The 24853-nt window shown below is 46.8% G+C and carries 16 protein-coding genes and 1 tRNA gene; 8 read left to right on the plus strand and 9 right to left on the minus strand.

What is annotated here, in order from left to right; all coding sequences use genetic code 11:
* Window positions 1–273: 273 nt before the first annotated feature.
* The 4 genes from KV201_RS07460 (at window position 274) to KV201_RS07475 (ending at window position 3140) form a co-directional block, all read left to right on the plus strand.
* The gene (locus KV201_RS07460; RefSeq protein ID WP_226058952.1) at window positions 274–1440 is read left to right on the plus strand and encodes a flagellar assembly protein FlgT; all 1167 of its coding nucleotides are present in this window, start codon (window positions 274–276) and stop codon (window positions 1438–1440) included.
* Window positions 1441–1495: 55 nt separating this feature from the next.
* Window positions 1496–1571: transfer RNA gene (locus KV201_RS07465), tRNA-Arg, on the plus strand.
* 241 nt (window positions 1572–1812) lie between these two features.
* On the plus strand, window positions 1813–2292 hold the full coding sequence (locus KV201_RS07470) for a DUF2947 domain-containing protein (protein ID WP_226058953.1): 480 nt from the start codon (window positions 1813–1815) through the stop codon (window positions 2290–2292).
* 287 nt (window positions 2293–2579) lie between these two features.
* Window positions 2580–3140: a chalcone isomerase family protein gene (locus KV201_RS07475; protein WP_226058954.1), complete on the plus strand. Its 561-nt coding sequence runs from the start codon at window positions 2580–2582 to the stop codon at window positions 3138–3140.
* 12 nt (window positions 3141–3152) lie between these two features.
* On the opposite strand, the gene KV201_RS07480 is transcribed toward KV201_RS07475, so the two are convergent.
* Window positions 3153–4097 (minus strand): DUF6268 family outer membrane beta-barrel protein, encoded by a 945-nt coding sequence (locus KV201_RS07480; RefSeq protein ID WP_226058955.1) that lies wholly within the window; start codon window positions 4095–4097, stop codon window positions 3153–3155.
* Window positions 4098–4220: 123 nt separating this feature from the next.
* The gene (locus KV201_RS07485; RefSeq protein WP_006082464.1) at window positions 4221–4847 is read right to left on the minus strand and encodes a TetR/AcrR family transcriptional regulator; all 627 of its coding nucleotides are present in this window, start codon (window positions 4845–4847) and stop codon (window positions 4221–4223) included.
* Window positions 4848–4986: 139 nt separating this feature from the next.
* Between KV201_RS07485 and KV201_RS07490 the strand changes: the two genes are divergently transcribed.
* The gene (locus KV201_RS07490; RefSeq protein ID WP_226058956.1) at window positions 4987–6093 is read left to right on the plus strand and encodes an efflux RND transporter periplasmic adaptor subunit; all 1107 of its coding nucleotides are present in this window, start codon (window positions 4987–4989) and stop codon (window positions 6091–6093) included.
* A gap of 2 nt (window positions 6094–6095) precedes the next feature.
* Complete coding sequence (locus KV201_RS07495) at window positions 6096–9164, plus strand: efflux RND transporter permease subunit (RefSeq protein WP_226058957.1); 3069 nt, start codon at window positions 6096–6098, stop codon at window positions 9162–9164.
* Here the strand turns inward: KV201_RS07495 and KV201_RS07500 are convergent.
* The gene (locus KV201_RS07500) at window positions 9161–9406 is read right to left on the minus strand and encodes a YdcH family protein (RefSeq protein ID WP_006082467.1); all 246 of its coding nucleotides are present in this window, start codon (window positions 9404–9406) and stop codon (window positions 9161–9163) included. The genes KV201_RS07495 and KV201_RS07500 overlap by 4 nt on opposite strands.
* Before the next feature lie 259 nt (window positions 9407–9665).
* Here KV201_RS07500 and KV201_RS07505 point away from each other — a divergent pair, with 259 nt between their 5' ends.
* Complete coding sequence (locus KV201_RS07505; protein WP_226058958.1) at window positions 9666–11669, plus strand: methyl-accepting chemotaxis protein; 2004 nt, start codon at window positions 9666–9668, stop codon at window positions 11667–11669.
* 653 nt (window positions 11670–12322) lie between these two features.
* Here KV201_RS07505 and cydX read toward each other — a convergent pair.
* The 4 genes from cydX to purL all read right to left on the minus strand — a co-directional run bounded on the left by cydX (window position 12323) and on the right by purL (window position 20323).
* Window positions 12323–12439 carry a cytochrome bd-I oxidase subunit CydX gene (gene cydX / locus KV201_RS07510; RefSeq protein ID WP_006082469.1) on the minus strand — a complete coding sequence of 39 codons (117 nt, stop codon included), beginning with the start codon at window positions 12437–12439 and terminating at the stop codon, window positions 12323–12325.
* A 19-nt stretch (window positions 12440–12458) separates the two neighbouring features.
* Window positions 12459–13598, minus strand: coding sequence for a cytochrome d ubiquinol oxidase subunit II (cydB, locus tag KV201_RS07515; protein ID WP_226058959.1), 1140 nt, complete (start codon window positions 13596–13598; stop codon window positions 12459–12461).
* A 15-nt stretch (window positions 13599–13613) separates the two neighbouring features.
* Entirely contained in the window at window positions 13614–15170 is a 1557-nt protein-coding gene (locus KV201_RS07520; RefSeq protein ID WP_006082471.1) for a cytochrome ubiquinol oxidase subunit I, read from the minus strand.
* A 1271-nt stretch (window positions 15171–16441) separates the two neighbouring features.
* Window positions 16442–20323, minus strand: a complete 3882-nt coding sequence (gene purL, locus KV201_RS07525) for a phosphoribosylformylglycinamidine synthase (RefSeq protein ID WP_226059021.1) — start codon at window positions 20321–20323, stop codon at window positions 16442–16444.
* A gap of 280 nt (window positions 20324–20603) precedes the next feature.
* Here purL and mltF point away from each other — a divergent pair, with 280 nt between their 5' ends.
* Window positions 20604–22034 carry a membrane-bound lytic murein transglycosylase MltF gene (gene mltF, locus KV201_RS07530; protein WP_006082473.1) on the plus strand — a complete coding sequence of 477 codons (1431 nt, stop codon included), beginning with the start codon at window positions 20604–20606 and terminating at the stop codon, window positions 22032–22034.
* A gap of 446 nt (window positions 22035–22480) precedes the next feature.
* Here mltF and tadA read toward each other — a convergent pair whose 3' ends face one another.
* Window positions 22481–23017 carry a tRNA adenosine(34) deaminase TadA gene (gene tadA / locus KV201_RS07535; RefSeq protein WP_226058960.1) on the minus strand — a complete coding sequence of 179 codons (537 nt, stop codon included), beginning with the start codon at window positions 23015–23017 and terminating at the stop codon, window positions 22481–22483.
* Between the two features lie 160 nt (window positions 23018–23177).
* Complete coding sequence (gene guaA / locus KV201_RS07540) at window positions 23178–24755, minus strand: glutamine-hydrolyzing GMP synthase (protein ID WP_006085676.1); 1578 nt, start codon at window positions 24753–24755, stop codon at window positions 23178–23180.
* Window positions 24756–24853 lie beyond the last annotated feature (98 nt).

Below are 24853 nucleotides of genomic sequence, written 5' to 3' on the forward strand. Positions count from 1 at the left end.
TACCTCATCTGTGGGTGTACTGGCAATTAAATAACTCACACTCTATGCGTCTCATTTTTGTGAGTAACAAAAGCCAGCAATCTTCGGACCAAAATTGCTCCAGCCCGACAATATTATGCTCATACGCTGTATATCGACTGCGCCAATGGAAACTTTATCGAAAACTCTCGTTAGTCAGGCATGAAATTTGCTTTGTCGGTATATTAGGTTAAGTGTCAGGAAACTGGCTCGATTAGCAAGCTCGCCAATAGCTTAGCGATAAGGATTGTATTGATGCACATACCACGTTCAGCTTCGCTCATCATTTTGAGCCTTGCACTGCTGTCTTTACCTATTCGAGCCGAATGGATGGAAGCCAGTGGTGAAGCGACTATTATCAATGGTAATACTGCTCAAGCAAGGGAAGAAGCGATTAATCAAGCCGTTAGCTATGCTACATTAAGCACGGGCATTCAAATATCCAGTGAACAACAAACCTCTAACGGAAACCTTACACAGAATAACTTCGCGATAAATCGCAACGCCCAAGCCATCAGCATCCAACTCGTTAGCGAACGAATCCAGGGAAACAAAATTTATGTGTCCCTACGACTCGATCTAAATGATGATCCTACGCAGCAGTGTCCAAATGGACAATTAAAGGCTGCGATTTTAATTCCTCAAGCACAAATCAAAGATCGTACTCAGCTCAGATATGGGCAGCTTTCCGGTTTTGAAGAAGTTATTTCCGAAAAACTAGGCAGTGTTATAGAAGATTACTCTTCCACAGGTTTTAGCCACACTCACGCTAAAGAGCTGCTCGATATTAAACAAGATCTAGTGGATATTCGCAGTTATCGACTCCCAAGCTGGCTCAGTGAAATTACCGACAGCCAATATATCCTCCAACCACAAATTATGGATATCTCAATGGAACCAGTGCAGCCAACCTTCCTAGGAATTTGGGATGAAGCTCCACTCAGGCAATTCCAGTTCAAACTTAGCCTTTATCATGGGATCAGTGGCGAAGAAGTCTGGAGTAAAAGCTACAGCACATCAGCGCCATGGGAATTTGAAGAACAAGCCATTATTGCCCCGAATACGGACAGATTCTGGCGATCATCCTATGGCAAAAATATTACCAAGTTAATGCAACAGGCTACCCATGATTTAGACAGTACTCTCAATTGCAGACCCTTACTCGGCCAAGTCGTGAGCCGCCAAGCGGACAGGATCATTTTAAATCTCGGCCGTAAACATGGCATTCGTGTCGGGGATAAATTCCAAGTCGTATTACAGCAAAATCTACCCGATCGACTCAATGAAATGCGCGCCGTCGCAACCAAAAGTCGAGCCACGGTAAAAATCGAACAAGTGAGTGAAGAAAGCTCTACAGCAGTACTTTTAGACCAAAATGCAGCTTACAATGTGCAGATAAACGACATAGCGCTTAAGATTTAAGCAACTAAATCATAAGCCTTTTAATCAGAGATAAAACCAGTATAATCACTGTCGTCTCTTCATAGCTCAACAGGATAGAGCAGCCGCCTCCTAAGCGGCCGATCGGGGTTCGAGTCCCTGTGGGGAGACCAGATAGTGCTTATGTGATTTCAACTTCACTTGAAGAGTTTTCTGATAAGCATGATTTCCAGAAACACAATTTACAGCTTCCTCTGTCTATCCCCCTTAAAAAACAGCTCTCTTAATCGTTACTATAAAATCCAATACTAGGATATAGCCACATTGCGCCATTTCCCTAAACTTGGCTAAGTCAGTATAATCCGACACATTGATGTTTGATGAGCCTTCAGGGCTCAACCTAGGAGAGCTTGCTTGGCCAACACTTATATCCCGCTAGAACAATACCGCCGTAAGTGGATTTTCAACCACAAAGACTTGCCTGTAACTGACGAAGACAAGGCGCATATCCTGCCGTTAACAGATAAAAGTGCGATGGAAATCTGGAATCAATGGATCAGCAACAAGAGTAGTCGTGCGGAGCAATTTACTAAGGGAGACTGGGCGGCGAAGGCTGATGCTTGGGTGGATACAGATCATTGGCAGAGTGCTTGGGATAGTGAAGAGAGCAGTTTACCCGACATGTTAGCCGAGTTCATTCAATGGCCAGATGAAACAACTGTCTATTTTTGCTATGAAAAATATCAGATTATTGAAACTCGTTGGGATGTGTTCGTCCGTAATTGGAAGTGTTTTCTCTTCTTTGACGACGGTCCAATTTTGATCTCACCAAAACAGAAACAAGCTGTGATGTTCGAACAGAGTGGTCAGTACAAGCTAGGCACTCGCGGATAATTTTCACGCAGAAAGTCTAACGCTGATGATTTGCCGCCGATAATTTTATATCAATAGTTTAACGCGATGAGTCATCTTGTAGGCATGCTCATACTTAATGATGAGTATGCCATATTTAACCATTTTCGAATGATGCTTAGGCACAATTAGCCTATCTCTCCCCTCTTCTTTAGATTAACATCCATTTTCGGTGCCGAGTATTTGAGAAGTTGGGGTCAACTTTCTGCTGTAAATACTCATAAAATCTGCTTTAAACCCAATAATTAAAATAGAAAATGAGGTGTATTATGAAGTTACTCTCCACTCTTACCCTAGCAAGCGCGCTGTTATTACCCCACACATTAATGGCCAAAGAAGTATCAGGTGTGCAAGTCGCTGATACAGTGACGTTAGATAGCCAAGCATTACAGCTTAATGGCGCGGGCGTTCGCAGTAAGTTCTTTATGGATTTATATGTGGGCAGTCTGTATTTGCCAGCAGCCTTGAGTAGCACAGCAGCGGTTATCGATGCTCCGATTGCGGCAATCCGCCTTAATATTACCTCTGGCATGATCACCTCAGAAAAAATGCGCGATGCGATCACCGAAGGTTTTGAGCACGCGACGGCAGATAATACCGCCGATATTCAACCGCAAATCGATGCTTTTATGGCGCTGTTTAACGAAGAAATTAAAGAAGGTGATCAATTTACCTTAGTCGCCAATAAAGCCCGCGGCGTGACGGCCTATAAAAATGGTCAGGAACAAGCCACCATCGAAGGTGAAATGTTCCGTCAAGCACTGTTAAAAATTTGGCTAGGTGATAAGCCTGCCCAAAAAAGCCTCAAAGAGGCCATGCTAGGCAAATAACTAACATTAACGTTAGAATTTGAATTCGATATCCAAGGCCGCAGCGCCTTGGCTATCCATATCAAGCGCGGCTTGGTCGGTCACTTCTAGCTCACCATCAAAGTAATATCCGGCGTAAAGATTCACTGTTATTGCAGACGTTGCTCGCCAACCACCGCGCAGATAACTCACCCATTCGTTCGTTTCCACTACAGTGTCATCGTCTTCGATCAGGAATCGCTCAGTACGACGCGAACTACCAAAGCCAATATTCCAATCAGGATTGAATTGATAACTGAGCTCTAATCCTGCTGGACCACTAAACCCGGCTTGGAAAGGATTAGCGAGCGCCCAATGTTCATCTATCTGCCAGCGCATTGCGAGATAAGGCACAGTGCGAACTTCATCGATATCATTAAGATACGCGACGCCAAAGCCAATCATATTCCCCGAATCAAATGCATACATGGCAGACGCCACAATACCGTAACTCTGGGCTTCGCTGGCCGATGCAGTGTCGGCGTAGGCATATTGGATCTGCGGCGCTAAAAAGAAGGTCCAATGTTTATCCATGCGATAATTTAACGACACTCCGGCACGGTAACGATTGATATGATCCCAATTCTGCCCGTCGGTACCAAAAAGCGGTGCGACATTGTTAGCACCAGTGAGCGTGATATTGCGCCAATCATAATCCAGCCTGTCGTAACCCACACGAAAGCCCAAAGACCATTGCTGATTTAACGGAACATTCATCCCTGCACTCAGTAATAAACTGTCCCTTTGTAGCTCAGTATTACCATTGGCAACCTCGGCACTCTGGGTGCTGATCTGCGCGACACTTAATCTAAAAGGCTTATATTCCTGCGAAGGTTTATCCACTGCAATAGCAGCACAGCTCATTAACGGCAACAGTAATACAGCGCTTTTCAGCAGGCGCAGTTTTGCGCTCGATGGTGAGAGTTCTCGATTAGCCACGTCAGCTCCTTGCATTTAAAATGATTAACAGATTTTTTGCGCATAATACGCGCTATCAAGCTAAAAGGTTCATGCTTTCAATATTGAGATACAAAATGATACTTTTATATTGTGCAAGTTTTATTAAACCCGATGCGCCTTCAGGAACATGTCTGCACAACCCAAAATATACTCATTTCTATCGCCAACGAGTTCATCGGCCGCCAAGCCCAATTCTAATTTGAGTTTTAGCTCACCAAACAACATTAAACATAAACGCACCGCACTATGGTGCGCATTACCGAAGCGATATTGCCCTAGGGCCTCTACTGTCACTAAATAATCCGCCAATAATCCCACTATATGTTTCGGGCCCGCGTCGAAGAACAACTGCGACACTTCAGGATGGCTTTCGGATTGCGCCACACAGGCTTTGAATACCGTAATAGCTTCAGGGCTGACAATCATCTCTCCAAATTGCAGGGCAAACTGAGTCAATGCCGATTCAGGCTTAGTGGGATCGCTTAACAAATCATCATTAAGATTATGGCCGACACACTTAGATTCGATTGCCGCAACAAATAATTCATCTTTGCTGCCGTAATGGGAATAGACGGTTTGTTTCGACACGCCCGCAAGCTTGGCAACCTCATCCATACTGGTATGGGGAAACCCTTGACGACAAAATAAATCAATAGCAGCCACAAGCACTTGCTGACGTTTTTGTTCGCTACGGCTCAGAGGTAACTGCATCTCAGAGGAATGCGTCATATCGACTCTCGAATAGATAGACATAATAAATTGGCATTAGTTAAGCACAAAATAGACTAGACAGTCTAGTTCCGCGCAACTAGACTAGCAAGTCTAGTTACATAGCATTAACGTTTAACTTACAGCGGAAGCACTTAAAATGGATCGAACTGCCCGACGTTCTTGGCGCACTATTAGCGTCTGCGTGTTTGCTTTAGTCACATTATCCGCCTGTCAAAAGGAAGTTACTGAACACGCCACGACAACCGTACTGCCCACAGTCACGAGCCAAGCGTTGATCCTGACCCCAAGCTATCAGCACGAGCAGACCTTCACGGGGACTATCCGTGCGGGCAACACAACTGGCGTCGGCTTTGAACTGGCTGGTAAGTTAAACGAACTACAGGCCGATTCCGGCATCAAAGTGAAGCAAGGCCAAATACTGGCAATCCTCGATACCCGACTACTCGAAGCCGAGCGTCAAGAGATCCAAGCGAGTCTGGCGCAAACCCAAGCCGATGTTGATCTGGCCACCAGCACTCTAAAACGTAATCAAGAATTGAAAAAATCTGGCTATGTCTCTGAGCAGCTATTAGATGAAAACCGCTCACAATTAAATAGCTTAGCCGCGGCGAAAAACCGCCTACTTGCCTCACAGCATGCCAATCAACTTAAGCTCGATAAATCCATCTTAGTGGCGCCTTTCGACGGCACCATCAGCCAAAGACTGCATAACTTAGGCGAAGTGATTGCTGCGGGTAGCCCCATTTTCACCTTAGTGGGCAATATCAATCCTGAAGCCTACATTGGCGTACCTGTGGCGTTAGCGGAGCAATTTCACGCCGGACAGCAAGTGCAAGTCAGCGTGCAAGACCAAACCTTTACCGCCGAAATTGCCGGTATCAGCGCCGAAGTGAATCCCGTCAGTCGCACCCTACAACTTAGGATCAGCCTGCCCCAAGATGCCCGTGTGATTAACGGTGAAATTGCGTATCTGCATCAACAGCAGCAAATTGAGCAAGCTGGGTATTGGGTGCCAATTTCAGCGCTGACGGATGGCATTCGCGGATTATGGAATCTGTATGTCATCGCAAATGATGAACAGCAATCCATCATAGAGCGACGAGATGTGGAAATTCTCTACACAACCCAAGACATGGCCTACATTCAAGGCGCGATTCAGCCCAATGAAATCTATGTCAGCCAAGGACTCCATAAGCTGGTCGTAGGCCAAGCTGTGTCTCCTATTGCCGCAGCCACGAGGTAGTTATGATTAAAGCCTTTGTTGAAAACGGCCGCTTAGTCAGCCTCGTTATTGCACTATTACTGGTCGCGGGCTTTGGCGCTATCTCGAGTCTGCCGCGCACTGAAGATCCACACATAACTAACCGTTTCGCCTCTGTGATCACCCCTTATCCCGGAGCTTCTGCTGAACGGGTCGAAGCATTAGTCACTGAAGTGCTCGAAAATCAGCTCAGACGCTTAGAAGAAATCAAGCTGATCCAATCGACCTCTCGGCCGGGGATTTCAGTCATACAGTTAGAATTAAAAGACACAGTCATGGAGACAGATCCCGTGTGGTCTCGGGCGCGGGATTTATTAGCCGATGCGAAAATCAATCTGCCCGAGGGCATACCATCCCCGACACTCGATGATCAAATTGGTTATGCCTACACCGCCATTTTAAGCTTAGTGTGGAACAGTAATACGCCCGTTCGAGTCGATATGCTCAACCGCTATGCTAAGGAATTACAGAGCAGGCTCAGGCTGTTATCGGGCACGGATTTTGTCAAACTCTACGGCGCACCGACCGAAGAAATGCTAGTGCAGCTCGATGGCAACAAGATGAGCCATTTACAACTCACTCCCGCTTCCATCGCCCATATTCTCAGCGGCGCCGACAGTAAAATTGCCGCGGGTGAAATCAACAATCGTGAGTTTCGCGCCTTAGTCGAAGTCTCGGGCGAACTCGACTCATTAACACGCATTCGCCAAGTGCCACTCAAAATTGATAACCAAGGCCAAATTATTCGCCTTGGGGATATTGCCCTTGTCACTCGCCAAGTCAAAACGCCCGCGGATAGCATAGCGTTAGTCGATGGTGAACAAGGCGTTTTTGTCGCCGCGCGCATGCTTAACAATAGCCGTGTCGATCTCTGGCAAGCACAAGTGAATAACGTCGTCGATGAACTTAATCGCGAAGTGCCCGCCAACATCAAGATCCAATGGCTATTCGAGCAAAACAGTTACACCAGCGATCGCCTTGGCGGACTCGTGGTTAACCTGCTGCAAGGATTTGTGATCATCTTGCTGGTATTGCTACTCACCCTCGGACTACGAAACGCCATCATAGTGGCGATTTCATTGCCCCTCACGGCACTGTTTACCTTGGCCTGCATGAAATATATCGGCCTGCCCATACATCAAATGTCGGTGACTGGACTCGTCGTCGCCCTTGGGATCATGGTGGATAATGCGATTGTGATTGTTGATGCCATCTCACAACGGCGCCAACAAGGGATGAGCCGCCTAGCCGCAGTGAGTGAAACCATACACCACCTTTGGTTACCCTTAGCGGGTTCCACGATTACCACGATTTTAGCCTTTGCGCCCATAGTACTGATGCCAGGTGCCACTGGGGAGTTTGTCGGCGGCATTGCCATGTCAGTGATGTTTGCGCTGCTGGGCTCTTACCTGATTTCCCACACGATAATTGCGGGACTCGCGGGACGATTTAGCCATGAAGGCAAACATGATGCCTGGTATCAACACGGGATCAACCTCCCACTGGTGAGCCAATATTTTCAAGTGAGCCTCAGAATCGCCCTTAAACGCCCTATTCTCAGTGCGCTGCTTATCGGCATTACACCAGTATTAGGTTTTTACGCCTCGGGCAAGATGACAGAGCAATTCTTTCCGCCATCGGACAGGGACATGTTCCAAATTGAAGTCTATCTTGCGCCCCATGTGAGTTTAGACAACACCTTGAACCAAGTGCAGTTGATGGACAAAAAGCTCCATGCCGTCAATGGGATTACCCAAGTCGATTGGGTGGTGGGCGGCAATACGCCCTCATTTTATTACAATCTGACACAGCGCCAACAGGGCGCGACTAACTATGCGCAGGCCATGGTGAAAGTGACCGACTTTGAACGTGCCAATGAGCTGATCCCCGAATTACAACAGAAATTCGACAGTGCTTTCCCCGAGGCACAAGTGCTAGTACGAAAACTCGAGCAAGGTCCGCCCTTTAATGCGCCGGTAGAATTGATGATCTTCGGTCCAAATCTCGATACGTTGCGTTCGCTGGGCGACGAAGTCCGCAATATCCTCGCGCAAACGCCGGACGTACTCCATACCCGAGCAACCTTAAGTGCCGGTGCGCCTAAGCTGTGGCTGCAAGTGAATGAAGATGCCAGCTTAATGAGTGGTTTAAGTCTGACGGACATTGCCAAGCAGATCCAAATGTCGACCACGGGCGTTATCGGGGGCAGCGTGCTTGAGCAAACGGAGTCATTACCAGTTCGAGTTCGACTCGGTGATGGCAGTCGCGAACAAGTCACCCGCCTTTCAGAAATTCAATTAGTGACCCCTTCGGGTGAGTCAGTCGCGCTCGCTGCCCTCGCCCACAACGAAGTGCAAGTGAGCCGCGGCGCCATTCCAAGACGTAACGGCCAAAGGGTGAATACCATAGAAGCCTATATTGTCAGTGGTGTGTTACCCGCCCAAGTGCTTAACGATGTCAAAGATAAAGTGGCTCAACTCGCGCTACCATCGGGATATCGCATTGAAATCGGCGGTGAAAGCGCGAAACGTAACGAAGCGGTCGGCAATTTACTGTCCAATGTGATGTTAGTCGTCACCTTGCTATTGGCCACTGTGGTGTTGTCGTTCAACTCCTTTAGGCTCACGGCCATCATTTTGTTGAGCGCGATACAATCAGCCGGGCTTGGCCTATTAGCCGTGTTTGTGTTCGGCTATCCCTTTGGATTCCCTGTCATCATAGGTTTACTAGGCTTGATGGGACTGGCCATTAACGCTGCCATAGTGATCTTGGCTGAACTTGAGGATATGCCAAGTGCCAGACTCGGCGATATGGAAACCATAGTCTCAACCGTCAGCAGTTGTGGCCGCCATATCAGCTCGACAACCATCACCACAGTGGGCGGGTTTATCCCGCTTATCATTGCTGGCGGTGGATTTTGGCCTCCCTTTGCCATTGCTATCGCGGGTGGCACGCTGCTGACGACTTTGCTCTCTCTGGTTTGGGTACCGACTATGTATTTACTGTTGATGAAAACCCGTAAGGCGAACAATCAGTCCGCCATTCCAGCTTAAATCGCATCGTGGACTAGGTATTGATACAGTTTATCTTTGAGGTTTAACCGCTCTAATTTTAACGCTAAAAAGTGCTCATCGGCGGTGGGCACTTTAGTTAACTCCAGTGCCCTAATTTTATTGTCGAGCTCATGGTAACGACTGGCCATAGTCGCAAAAGCACTATTATTGACTTTTAGATGCTTAATTTGATCGACAAAATCAGGAAACTCATAAACTAACGCATGATTCTCACCTAGCATATACACTTCCCCTATAATGGTTCTGACTCAATGAACTCCATTCACCTTAAGCAGCTTAGTCCATGCCATCACAATACGGCCAGTTAGCAGGACTTTTTATCTGCCGACATGTCTGTGGAATGAATCCATTAACTCAAGTCTAAAACTGTTAAAATATCAAATAATTGACTATACAATTGCTTAAATACTAGACCCATATCAAGACCATGGAGTGAAACTTAGGCTACATTGATGTAACCGTTACCTATAGGATCGTACGATGAATTATAAAAATTGGCCTATTGCAAAACAAATAGGTGCCCTTGCGTTTATTCTCACACTCACCATTTTCGGCATACTCAGTACCGTTTCCTACAAAGCCGCTTCGAATGTATTAGAAGATAAAGGCATGAGTGCCATGAAGTCCGAAATGCGAGCCGTTTCAGACATGTTAGAACTGCAATACGATAGCCTTTTGCAGCTTGCAAGGCGCAACGCCGATGTGTTTAAGGAAATGTATCCAGGGCAATTTAGTAAACCAAATAAAACCGTCAATGTGATGGGAGTCAGCTCCCCCGCCCTCATGCACGAACAAGAACAAATTAACTCCTCAAAAAGTAAAGTCGATCGTTTTGCTAACCTGACAGGCGGCACGGCAACGGTATTCGTGCGTGATGGCGATGATTTTATGCGGGTGTCGACCTCACTCAAAAAAGCCGATGGTAGCCGTGCACTAGGGACCTTCCTCGGCAAAACGCATCCAGGCTATCAAGCGCTGATCAGCGGCCAAGAATACGAAGGCTACGCCAAACTCTTCGGCAAAGACTATATGACAGTCTATCGCCCAGTAAAGGACGTCCAAGGCCAAGTCATTGGTATCTTATATATTGGCTTTGACATCACCAGCTCGTTAAAACAATTACAAGATGCAGTAAACAGACTCACCCTAGAAGAAAGCGGTTATTTTCTGTTAGTGCGTAAAGCGGACAATGTACTTGTCGCGCATCCTCAGTTTAATGCTGGCGACGTTATCACCGAAAGTATGCTCGATGGGTTAAGTGTGGCTGAGGCCACGAAAGAAGATTCTGAGTACAGTTATAGCAATGGTAAAAATGAGCCTATGTTTGCCTATAGCCAAACCGTAACTGGCTGGAATTGGATGCTGGTAGGCCAAGTTAAGGCGAGTGAACTCAATGAAGAAAGTATGCAGTTACTCACTATCAACGCTATCGTTGCCCTCACTGGGATTGCACTGATCACAGCACTGCTGTCTGTGGTATTAATCCGTGCACTTAAACCGTTACATGCCCTACAAGTGCATATGGAAAGACTAGGGAGTGGCGATTTCAGTCATCACTTAGCGCCATCAGAACCACAGAGTCAAAACGAAGTTGATCGCATAACCACCAGCGTATCGACCATGTCCTCAGAGTTAAGGCAGTTGATCATTGCTCTGCAGGATTCGGTAATGAGCTTAGAGCAACAGGCTTCTAAGGCACAAAGTATCGCCAAACAGAATGGCGAAGAAGCTCAGGCTTTGATGCTACAAACGGATCAAATTGCTACTGCCATTGAAGAAATGTCGACCTCTATCCGTGATGTGGCGAATCATGCCCAAGACGGCGCAGTGCAGAGCCAGCAAGTGGATGCCGCAGCGAAAGAAGGACAAGATCAACAAGTTAAAGTAGTGCAAGATTTACTCAAGCTCAGTGAACAGCTCAGTAACAGTCATCAGTCGGTTGAAAAAGTGAGTCACGAAAGTGAAGCCATCAGTAAAGTCACCGAAGTAATTAACAGCATTGCCGAGCAGACAAACTTACTGGCACTCAATGCGGCGATTGAAGCGGCGCGCGCAGGCGATCAAGGTCGAGGCTTTGCGGTCGTTGCAGATGAGGTGAGAATCTTAGCTCAGCGTACCCAATCATCCATTTTAGAAATTGGCCAAACCATTGGAAAGCTGCAAACCCAAGTGAAAAGCACCACAGAGCAAATGGGTCAGAGTCATCAATTAGGCATGGAATCCGCAGCACAGGGCGAATCAACCGGCGAGCAGCTTAAGGAAATCACCCGCCGGATTGGTGAACTCGCCATTAGTTCACGTAATATCGCCTCCGCCACTGAACAGCAAAGCAGTGTTGCAGAGGAAATCACCCACAATTTGCATCAGATCAGTGAACTAGCAAATGAGGGCGAGCACCGTGCCACTGAAACCGTGCAGTCAGCCAATGAACTGTCTTCTTTAGCCGCGGCTTTAAAACACCAAATAAGCCAGTTTAAGGCTTAATTAGACTAGCGCGACGGGTTCAACTAGCTCAAATTTTTAATGAGTTGTTTATCAAATGCCACCCACACTGGGTGGCATTTTTTATGGCCGCGATTCCAACAATTTTGGGGCATCATTCAAGAAAGCGACTTGAGGAGACAGTTATTGATATTCGCTATTTTAAAAGCGCGATGTAAAAGAATAAGGAGTAAAGATTTTAAATAATACGGAGCAATAACCTGTATCTATTGCCATCAAAAAGCGATGAAGTGATAAAGCCTCAATGGGTGAAATGCCTTTTGGTAAGGTGCCGTCTCAGAGTTCGTCACTTGATGACGTATCTTTAATGGAATGCTTCACTTATTCATGCTGCCCCATTCCCCATTCAGCCTCAGCAATAACTGCACTTAGGCATTCAGCCCTGATAATCCACACTCTTTGTCACAACCTCTCAATCTTAGACGCCACATCTGTCAGGCATCACACTCACGACAAAACGGATATCAGGCGCACCTGCTGCGATTGCATCAGCACACGGCTACCTTTTATGGAGTTAGGTATGCAGGCTAATAGGATAGTTCTGCTGCAACACAGGTTAAACCATGCCTCACCCAGCAAATAAATCCCAATAAAAAACCCCGCTAGTGCGAGGTTTTTTAAATCGAGTTTAGACGTTACTCGGCATCATCTGCCGATCTGTCCATGTTCTCAGTATTCTCAAGCCACAGGGCATTGATAATCCCGAAAGAACAGGCCAACAAAACCCCTAATATCCACGTAAAATACCACATAGCAGATGCTCCTTAATGCCTAATAGAGTGAGGCTTTGTTATCTTCAATATGCTTACGGCCGATACGACCAAACATTTTGAAGTAAGTCCAAACAGTGTAGCTCAACACTATGGGTACGAAAATCGCAGCTGCAGCAGTCATAACACCTAAGGTCATTTTACTGGCTGTTGCATCCCACATAGTCAAACTGACGTTAGGGTCTAGTGACGATGGCATAACGAATGGGAACATAGCCGCACCGCAAGTCAAAATCACCATAGCCACAGTCAGTGAGCTGAATAGGAACGCAAAACCTGAACGGTTAAAGCGGCTCACCAGAATCACTAACAGCGGCAATACCACACCTAAGATAGGGAACAGCATAGTGATGGGATATTTGTCATAGTTGGCAAGCCAAGCACCCGCTTCAATCGCGACTGTTTTCATTGCTGGGTTAGAAACCGCATTATGGTCAAGGACAGATGTCACTACATAACCATCGATACCATTGGCTAACCACACGCCCGCCGCAGCAAACAACACAGCCACTAACAATGCGAAGAATTGTGTCGCTTTCGCAGCACGCACTCGCAGCTCGCTATCTGTCTTCATTTGTAGCCAAGAAGCGCCTTGCATCATAAACATGCTCACGCTCACAAGACCAGCCAGTAGACCGAAAGGATTCAACAGACCGAATAGACCGCCGTGGTAAGTCGCACGTAGGAACTCGTCGAATTCAAACGGTACGCCTTGTAACAAGTTACCAAAGGCTACGCCTATGATCAGCGGAGGCACAAAACCACCGGCAAACAAGGCCCAATCCCATGACTTACGCCACTTTGGATTTTCGATTTTAGAACGGTAATCGAATCCAACTGGGCGCATGTAAAGAGCAAACAGCACTAACATCATGGCGACATAGAAGCCAGAGAAAGACACTGCATACACCATAGGCCAAGCAGCAAATAACGCACCGCCTGCTGTGATTAACCACACTTGGTTGCCGTCCCAATGGGGAGCAATAGTATTAATCATGATACGGCGCTCAGTATCGTCTTTGCCTATGATTGGCAGTAACGCACCGACACCCATGTCAAAACCGTCAGTAACCGCAAATCCGATGAACAGTACGCCGATCAGAGCCCACCAGATAACTCTTAATATTTCATAATCAAACATAATGAAATCCTCTGCTTAGGCTTCTAGGTTCTCGAAATGATAACGACCAGTTTTCAAACTGCTCGGACCAATGCGGGCAAACTTAAACATCAAGAACATCTCAATCACCAGCAGCACAGTGTAGAAAAGGGTGATAGAAAGGATACTGAACCATAAGTCGCCAGTCGTTAAGCTTGAGGCAGACATAAAGGTCGGTAATACCTCAGAAATCGTCCAAGGTTGACGACCATACTCAGCCACAAACCAACCACACTCAATCGCAATCCAAGGCAATGGCAAGCTATAAAGTGCAGCTTTAAGTACCCATTTCTTCTCGACGATTTGATGACGTGTGCTTTGCCAGAATGCCGCAGCAAATACGAATAACATGATAAAGCCTAGACCCACCATCACACGGAAGCTCCAGAAAATCGGTGCTACGTTAGGAATAGAATCTTTAGCAGCGGCTTTAATTTGCTCTTCAGTGGCATCGACCACTTTGTCTGTGTAGCGTTTCAGCAAGAAACCATAGCCTAAGTCGACTTTTGCTTCTTCGAAGGCCGCACGTAATTCAGGCGTTTCTTCACCCGCACGCAGCTTCACTAACATGGCATAGGCTTTCATACCGTTACGGATGCGCACTTCATGCTCAGCAATCAAGTCATGGATACCCGTGACTTCTTCATCCAATGAACGTGTTGCCACAATGCCCATAGCATAAGGAATTTTGATCGCATAATCCGTGTGCATGGTTTCTTGATTTGGGAAACCAACCGCAGTAAAGGCCGCAGGAGCAGGCTCAGTGTGCCATTCAGCTTCAATCGCCGCTAATTTAACACGCTGTGCTTCACCGACTTTATAGCCAGATTCATCACCTAACACGATAACCGATAGAATTGCCGCCATACCAAAGCTTGCCGCAATCGCGAATGAGCGACGGGCAAAAGGTAAGTCACGTTTCTTGAGGATGTAATAAGCACTGATTGCCAGTACAAACATGGCACCCGCGACATAACCCGAAGCCACAGTGTGAACAAACTTCACCTGCGCCACAGGGTTAAACACCACTTCGGCGAAGCTGGTCATTTCCATGCGCATGGTTTCGTAATTGAACACTGAACCCACAGGGTTTTGCATCCAACCGTTTGCCACTAAAATCCACAATGCCGACATGTTAGAGCCAAAGGCCACTAACCAAGTCACCACTAAATGTTGACGTTTAGTGAAACGATCCCAACCGAAGAAGAACATACCGACGAAGGTAGATTCGAGGAAGAAGGCCATTAAACCTTCAATAGCCAGAGGCGCACCAAAGATGTCCCCTACGTAATGCGAATAGTAAGACCAGTTAGTACCAAACTGGAATTCCATTGCCAAACCTGTGGTAACCCCCAAGGCAAAGTTAATACCAAATAACTTACCCCAGAACTTAGTCATATCTTTATAAATTTGTTTATCCGTCATCACATACAGTGATTCCATGATAGCCAGCAAAAATGCCAACCCCAACGTCAAGGGAACAAACAGGAAGTGATACATGGCTGTCAGCGCAAACTGCAACCGCGATAGCTCAACAACCTCTTCAACAATCATCGGTGACTCCTTACTTGGTGCGTCCAATTGCTATGATAAAACCCGCGTTAATCACAGCAAGTGCCTTTGTAGGATAGTGAGTTTTCATTTTGTGTTTATATCTGAACATCAGTATAAACCGTTAAATTTAATCTTTTGCATTAGTTCGAAGCAGCAAGGGCTAAAAAGTACCAATATCCGTCGCATATTGAGACGCGAGTCACACTATCGCAAGTAACTGAGACCGACACCTTACCACTCAATCAATCAAATGATCTCATCGATATAAATATCAGATAGTTAAGATATTTATTCGTTTTCATTTGTGGCTATTTTATACCACCTCGCTTTGATGCAAATCAATCAAACTCAGTGGTTTAGGTGGGTTTTGCGGTGAGGTACACACTTCCCCATCGAGAGGGATTGACAACTACACGAAACAGGAGTAGCGAACAAACGTTAATTAATGTAAACCCATACTTTTATTGATTAGCCACCACAAATCAGCTCCAGCCACCAAAAAACTAACAAACAAATAATGTTGCAACAAATTAACTAAAAAAACATAAAAATATTTTTAGCGTAAATCAATTTAAAACCTTTAAAATCAACAAATAAATCCACATATAGAAATAGCGATATAAAAACAGCATTAAAATTCATTAGTTTTAATAATGAATAATTGTATTTTTTCTCGTTTGAGAAGCTAACCTGAGTTGTTTAATATATGTCCTGTGTTAAGGAGACAATTTGGTAGAACTGGTGTCGTAGCCCAGTCAATGCCAACTTCGCGCACATAGGTATTAACTTTTGGTGTGGAGATATAGATATGACTAAATTATTTGAACGTGTGGTTAACAGCTACAAGCGTGTTTTTGTTGAACTTTATACAGCTAATGAGCTGAAATAATTCCCCGAATTACTCGTGAAATTTATTGCATTAATTTGAAGTTTTGTTAGCGCAAAACGAGCCCCCCTCTCATTGAGAGTGGGGGCTTTTTCTTTTCTAAAGCCGCAACATCTGCCTTCAACTCTAGAACCCCATAAAACGTCACTCTCAGTATCAAGTACGCAACATACCTATTAATAGGTATTTACCGTAAAAAGATGCTGTTTTATCACTTTGATCCATTAGATTATTTGCAACAAGTGTTAATGATTTGAAATGCAAGATATTTCATAAAAGTGCATTTTAAATATAAAAAAAGGAGCGAAATTATCGCTCCTTTTTTACGATTAACTAAACCCGTTTTTACCATTCAAAACTGGTAAAAGCCGCTGAGTTTACTCGCTTAACCTAAGGTCACTCGCGCATTACGGAACATACGCATCCAAGGGCTATCTTCACCCCAAGCATCTGGATGCCAAGAGTTAGCGACGGTTCTGAACACTCGTTCTGGGTGCGGCATCATCAAGGTTACGCGGCCATCAGTCGTACAAATCCCCGTCAAGCCATTTGGCGAGCCATTCGGATTTTGTGGATACTGAGTCGCGATATCACCCTTACCATTGACAAAACGCAGGGCAATTGTGCCTGACGCTTCGGCAATCGCCAGCGCTTCAGGGCTGGCAAACTCAGCCAAACCTTCACCGTGCGATACAGCGATAGGCATACGCGAACCTGCCATACCTTGGAAGAATAACGACGGGCTCTGTTGCACTTCAACTAAGCTGAAACGCGCTTCGAAACGCTCTGAGCGGTTACGCACAAAACGTGGCCAATGTTCGCTTCCTGGAATGATTTCTTTCAGGTTTGACAGCATTTGACAGCCGTTACACACGCCGAGGGCAAAGCTTGAGTCACGTTCAAAGAAACGTGAAAACTCATCGCGTGCACGGTCATTAAACAGAATCGACTTAGCCCAACCTTCACCTGCGCCTAATACGTCACCATAAGAGAAACCACCACAGGCCACTAGACCTTGGAAATCCTCTAGGCTGATACGGCCAGATAAAATGTCAGACATGTGCACGTCGCGGCTTTCAAATCCTGCGCGATCAAAAGCAGCTGCCATTTCCACGTGGGAGTTAACGCCCTGCTCACGCAAAATCGCCATCTTAGGCGCAGCGCCTTTAAGAATATAAGGCGCGGCAACGTCAGTGCTTGGATCGAAGCTTAAGTTAACGGTTAAGCCTAAATCGGTTTCGTCTTGCTTAAGTTTGAACTCTTCCAGTGCACACGCCGGGTTATCACGCATGGCTTGCATACGATAAGTGGTTTCTGACCACACAGTACGCAGCGCAACACGGCTATCACTGAAAATTTCACGCGCGCCATCTTTAATGGTGATGCGTTGATCGTCAGCTAACGTCCCAATAACATGGCAAGGAACGCCAGCGATAGCAAACTGAGCGGCAATTTTCGCAGCGTTGTCGCGGCTCACTTGCAGCACAGCGCCGAGCTCTTCATTAAAGAGTCGCTCTAAATCCGTGCCCTGCAAGTCTTCTACATCTATGTCTAAGCCAGTATTACCCGCAAAAGCCATTTCCACTAAGGTGGTGAATAAGCCGCCGTCGCTTCGGTCGTGGTAAGCGATAACGGATTTCTTAGCCACTAGATTTTGCATGGTTTCAAAGAAACCGCGCAGCAGTGCAGCATCATCAAGATCCGGCGCAATATCACCTAGCTCACCAAACACTTGGGCTAAACAAGAACCGCCTAAACGATTTTTACCCGCACCGAGATCAACTAACAGTAAAGACGTTTCGCCTTTATCTGTGCGCAGCTCTGGCGTCACTGTATTACGAATGTCTTGTACCACGCCAAAAGCAGTGATGACCAATGACATGGGCGACGTCACGGTTTTATCCGCGCCATCTTGCTGCCATGCGGTCTTCATCGACATAGAGTCTTTACCGACCGGAATGGTTAGGCTGAGCTCTGGACACAGTTCTTCACCTACGGCTTTAACCGCTTCATAAAGACCCGCATCTTCACCGGGGTGACCCGCAGCAGACATCCAGTTAGCAGAAAGCTTGATACGCTTAAATGAACCGATATCGGCACCAGCGATGTTCATAATTGATTCTGCCACTGCCATACGGGCAGATGCGCCGAAATCAAGCAGTGCCAGCGGTGTACGCTCGCCCAGTGACATTGCTTCACCGGCGTAGGTATCAAAGCTTGCCGCAGTGACCGCGCAATCGGCCACAGGCACTTGCCATGGACCCACCATTTGGTCACGGTTAACTAAACCTGTTACTGTGCGGTCGCCAATGGTGATAAGGAAGGTTTTATCCGCAACTGTAGGCAAGCTCAGCACGCGTTTAACCGCTTCTTTAACATCAATCTTGTTTTGTTCGAGCGCTGGCGATACCGCTTTGGCTGATACCACATCGCGGCTCATCTTAGGCGCTTTACCTAATAAGACTTCGAGCGGTAAATCGATAGGATTATTATCGAAATGGCTGTCGCTAAGGGTCAGGTGTTTCTCCGCTGTCGCTTCACCCACAACCGCAAACGGGGCGCGCTCGCGCTCACAAATTGCAGTAAATAGTGCGAGGTTTTCAGGGGCAACGGACATCACATAACGCTCTTGTGATTCGTTACACCAGATTTCCAGCGGGCTCATGCCTGGCTCATCTGAAGGCACATTACGCAGATTGAATAAACCGCCGCGCTCGCCGTCATTCACAAGTTCAGGGAAAGCGTTCGACAAACCGCCCGCGCCCACATCGTGGATAAATTGGATAGGGTTTTTATCGCCAAGCTGCCAACAGCGGTCAATCACTTCCTGACAACGACGTTCCATTTCTGGGTTTTCACGTTGCACAGAAGCAAAGTCGAGATCTTCACTCGATTGACCCGATGCCATTGATGAAGCGGCGCCGCCACCCAAACCAATGTTCATCGCAGGGCCGCCCAGCACAATCAGCTTAGCGCCAACGGTGATTTCGCCCTTCTGTACATGTTCTTCGCGAATGTTACCTAAACCACCGGCCAACATAATGGGCTTGTGGTAACCACGCACTTCAACGCCGTTATGGCTGCTGACTTCCTGCTCGTAGGTACGGAAATAACCGACCAATGCCGGACGACCAAACTCGTTGTTAAATGCCGCGCCGCCCAGTGGGCCTTCGGTCATGATGTCCAACGCGCTAACAATACGATCTGGCTTACCGTAGTTACCTTCCCATGGTTGAACAAAACCCGGGATTTTTAAATTTGATACGCTAAAGCCCGTTAAACCGGCTTTAGGTTTAGAACCACGACCCGTTGCGCCTTCATCACGGATTTCACCACCTGAACCAGTTGCAGCGCCAGGATAGGGGCTGATTGCGGTTGGATGGTTGTGGGTTTCCACTTTCATCAGGATGTGCATAGGTTCAGTGTGGTAGTTGTACACCCCATCTGGATCGGGGAAGAAACGACCGGCAACCGAGCCTTCCATCACAGCGGCGTTATCTTTGTAGGCAGATAACACGTGATCTGGGGTGGTTTCAAAGGTGTTCTTGATCATTTTGAACAATGACTTAGGCTGAACTTCACCGTCAATTGTCCAATCTGCGTTAAAAATCTTATGACGACAATGCTCAGAGTTCGCTTGAGCAAACATCATCAATTCGATGTCGTGGGGATTACGGCCTAAACGGACGAAGTTTTCGACTAAATAGTCGATTTCATCTTCGGCTAAGGCAAGGCCCAATGCTGTGTTAGCCACTTCAAGTGCGCGGCGACCTTCGGCAAGAATATTGACGCTTTTAAACGGCGCAGGCTCAGTGCGTTTGAATAACACATCGGCTTTGGCAAAATCATCAAGCATGATTTCAACCATGCGATCGTGCAACAGCGCATTTAAGGCTTGTTGCTGCGCTACTGTCAGTGCATCTGACTCGACATAATACGCAACGCCTCGCTCCAAACGCTTCACTTTACCAAGGCCACAATTGTGCGCGATGTCAGTGGCTTTTGAAGACCAAGGAGAAATAGTACCGGGGCGAGGAGTGACAAACAGGAGTGAACCTTGGGGGATATGAGCTTCTATCGCAGGTCCATAGGTGAGAATTTTTTCAAGTTGCTGGCGTTCATTTGTATCGAGCAACTCGCTCAAATCCGCTAAATGGACATACTCAGCATAGATTTGGCGTACCGGAAGCGCAGCGTTTTCGCAGGCCTCCATCAGCTTTTGCACCCTAAACGTCGAGAGTGCAGGGGCTCCGCGGATGATCTCCATCACGTCTATTCACCTTATTATTTATTATTGCAGGGGTCAGAGGTGGCGCTATTATAAGGAAATGTCTGCCACAAATCACCTGTGACCTTACGCAAAACAGTGTTTCCTGTGATATAAAAAACGCGACCATTTTAAGTCGCCATTTTCCCCCACGAATGATTTTTTTACGTTATCGCAGACAAACGGATATAATCCCACCAATGTCGGCCAGTTCATCACACATGCCCCACTGTTAACTCGCTATCTATAATATTGATTTTATTTACTATAAGCACATTTAATGACTCGATTCCTGTTCGCTCTTATCTTAGGTTTCTTACTGACTGCCTGTCAGCAGGTGACCGTGGACGAAACAGAATTCGTGCCGAAGAAATTAACTGAGTTAAGAGTCGGCACACTCTACGGCCCACAGATTTATATGACATCGGGCCAAGGTGATAGCGGTTTCGATTACGATATGGCGGTATTGTTCGCCGAATACTTAGATGTGCCGTTAAAAATGGTGCCCTACACTAACCGCACCGAGCTGTACGAAGCCCTTAAAAAGAATGAAATCGACCTGATTGCTGCAGGCATGACAGAAACACCCGCAAGGCGTGAACAGTTCCGCCTAGGGCCGCCGTTGTACCGAGTTAATCAAGTATTGGTTTATCGCGAAGGCATGCCAGCGCCCAAAGACATCAGCGACTTAAAAGGTAAGATTACTGTCATCGCCGACTCTTCCTTCGTCGAGACATTAACTCAATTGCAAAAGCATTATCCAACGCTGGTGTGGGATCAAATTACCGACAAAGACAGCGAAGAATTGCTGGCCATGATCGCCAACAAAGAAATTGACTACACCATAGCAGACTCCAGCAGCGTACAAATCAACCGCCGCTACTTGCCCGATCTGCGTTCGGGCCCCGTACTTGAAGAAAAGCTCGATGTGGTCTGGCTATTGCCGCCGACCCGCAGTGATGAACTCATGAGTCAGTTACTGGCCTTTTGGCATCAAGAGAAGCTTGCCGGCACGCTCGATCATCTCAACGAGAAATACTTTGGCCATGTGAAACGCTTCGATTATGTCGATACTCGGGCATTTATTCGCGCCATCGAAACCGTTTTGCCCCGCTATCGTCAGTTATTTGAAACCCATGCGGGTAATTTAGATTGGCGAAAACTTGCGGCGACTAGCTATCAAGAGTCTCATTGGAATCCCCATGCCCGATCGGCAACGGGGGTACGCGGCATGATGATGTTGACTCAACCTACAGCAAAAGAAATTGGCATCACCAACCGTTTGGATGCGGAAGAAAGCATCCGCGGCGGCGCGGCTTATTTGAACGATATGATCAATCGTCTGCCGGAATCCATTCCCGAGAGTCAACGCATGTGGTTTGCACTGGCGTCGTACAACATTGGATACGCCCATGTTGAAGATGCGCGAAAGCTGGCTGAATCAATGGAGTTAAATCCCAATGCGTGGCGAGATTTAAAGAAAGTGCTGCCACTGCTGCAAAAGCGTAAATACTATCAAAAAACCCGCTACGGCTATGCCCGTGGCAGTGAAGCCGTCCATTACGTCGACAGTATTCGCCGCTACTACGACACGTTAGTCTGGGTGGATAATCAGTCGAAACAGCAAAACCCCGAGGAAGAACCGAGCGATCTTGCGTCGGAAGAACCCGCCATTCCCGCTGGAACATTGAGCCCAGAACAACCTAAGTAATTTGAATCGCCGGAGCCAAGCGTTAGAGCTATGTTTCTACACACTTAGATCAAGAGCCGAGCTTCTAGACCTAAGCTCAGAGATCTCAGTGAGCTTAGGTTTAGAAGCTAGAGCTAGAGTCAAAACTAGATCCAAGCTGGCTTAACTGGGCTGGATCCAACTCAGGTTTACGATTAAAACATCACTTAGTTCAGCTTATCTGACCAGTGCTATTGCTGCACTCAAGTGCAACTGCTACTGTCTTAGGGTTATGACCTGCGATACATCTCTGCAGGGCATCGATAATAACAATGAATGGGGTCAATATGAGAAGAAAAACCATCAGCAATACTGTCGCGCGTCGTCGTACTTTACTCAAAGTTCGTCATCGTCGTATTTTGAATCGTCAGAAACTGTTCTTTACTTTTATTCAGTCTCAGGATTAATCCTGTCGCTTTTACCGCTGTTTACTCTATCGCTTGCTGCGCCTTTTGAGCCTGTTTCAGGGCTTTTTTTTCCTCTCTACGCCGTTTAAAAAAACGACTCAATTGCGCGCTACAGGCGTCGGCCAATACACCCGATGTCACTTCAACTTGATGATTAAATGCCGGATGTTGCAATAAATTCACTACTGTCCCCGCTGCACCGGTTTTTTCATCCCGAGCACCATAAACCACCCGCGCGATCCGGCTGTGCACCATGGCACCGGCACACATAGCACAAGGTTCAAGCGTGACATATAAAGTCGCGTCTAACAGGCGATAGTTTTCGACCAAACGCCCCGCTTCCCGTAAACATAAAATTTCCGCATGGGCGCTAGGATCGTGTTGGCTAATGGATAAATTGTAACCCGTCGCAATTTGCTGACCGTCTTTAACCAATACCGCACCCACAGGTACTTCGCCCTCAGCTTCAGCTTTCTCGGCCATCAGCATCGCGACTTGCATCCATTGCTCGTCTTGCTGCAATTGTTCATCTTGCTGCGATTGTTCATCTTGCTGCATTTGGTCCACTCATGCCCTCTATCGATTAATCAAAAATAACGCCGGATTATACCAGTCAAGCACAAATATTTCACGGCTGAGTCATTCAGCCTAAGTTAATCCATCAAACAACAAAAAAGGCGCACTAGGCGCCTTTTAATCGTTAATTCAAATAATTAACTTATTCCCATTCGATCGTTGCTGGCGGCTTGCCAGAAATATCGTAAACCACACGGGAAATACCATCGACTTCGTTGATGATGCGGTTCGATACGCGACCTAAGAAATCATAGGGCAGATGTGCCCAATGGGCCGTCATAAAATCAACGGTTTCAACGGCGCGAAGTGACACAACCCAATCATATTTACGGCCATCACCCATAACACCGACTGAGCGTACAGGTAAGAACACGGTAAAGGCTTGGCTGACTTTATTGTACAGGTCGGCTTTATGCAGTTCTTCGATGAAGATAGCATCGGCGCGGCGCAATAAGTCACAGTATTCTTTCTTCACTTCACCTAATACACGCACACCAAGACCTGGTCCTGGGAACGGGTGACGATAAAGCATATTATATGGCAGACCTAACTCAAGACCAATTTTGCGCACTTCATCTTTAAACAGTTCGCGCAGTGGCTCAACTAAACCCAGTTCCATATGGTCAGGTAAACCGCCAACGTTATGGTGCGACTTGATCACATGTGCTTTACCTGTGGCGCTGCCAGCAGATTCAATCACGTCTGGATAAATCGTGCCTTGCGCTAACCATTTTGCATTAGCGCATTTTTTCGATTCTTCATCGAAAATTTCCACAAATACACGGCCGATGATCTTACGCTTAGCTTCTGGATCGGCTTCGCCTTTCATAGCGTCAAGGAAGCGATTTTCCGCATCAACGTGGATGATATTCAGGCCGAAATGATCGCCAAACATTTCCATCACTTGCTCGGCTTCGTTCAAACGCAATAAACCGTTATCAACGAATACGCAGGTCAGTTTTTTGCCGATAGCGCGGTGCAGCAACATAGCCACAACCGAAGAATCGACACCGCCCGATAGCCCTAAAATCACCTCATCATCGCCGATTTGCTTCTTCAAGCGCTCAATCGCATCTTCGATGATAGAGGAAGGTTTCCAGTTAGCCGCACAGCCACAAATGTCTAAAGCAAAGTGCGATAACATGCGCATGCCTTGGCGAGTGTGGGTCACTTCTGGGTGGAACTGTACGCCGAAGAATTGCTTCTCTTCGTTTGCCATAGCAGCAAATGGGCAAGTGTCCGTTTTAGCGACCGCCACAAACCCTTCAGGAATGGCCGACACTTTATCGCCGTGGCTCATCCATACGTCGAGTAAGGGTTTGCCTTCGCTGTTAACTGCGTCTTCTATGCCTTTGAATAGCAAGGAATCTGTCAGCATTTCAATTTGAGCGTAGCCAAATTCACCTTCGCCCACACCTTGGATCACTTTACCGCCCAGCTGCTCAGACATGGTTTGCATGCCGTAGCAAATGCCCAGTACAGGCACGCCTGCGGTAAATACGTATTCAGGCGCACGCGGCGAGTTTTCAGCCGTTACACTTTCAGGTCCGCCAGCAAGAATAATACCGTTCGGGGCAAATTCGCGGATTTGGGCTTCTGTTACGTCCCAAGCCCATAATTCACAGTACACACCGATTTCACGGATACGACGGGCAATCAGTTGAGTGTACTGAGATCCAAAATCGAGGATCAGTATCTTGTGCTCATGAATATCGCTCATGGGTAACCTTTATCTCATCTATTGTTTTAACATTGCTCAACGCGGCGAAAGCCGGCCTTGAGTATTGGATCACACGCTTTACAAAGGGGCGGCTTATT

The sequence above is a fragment of the Shewanella sp. SR1 genome (assembly GCF_020447145.1).
Lineage (GTDB): Bacteria > Pseudomonadota > Gammaproteobacteria > Enterobacterales > Shewanellaceae > Shewanella > Shewanella baltica.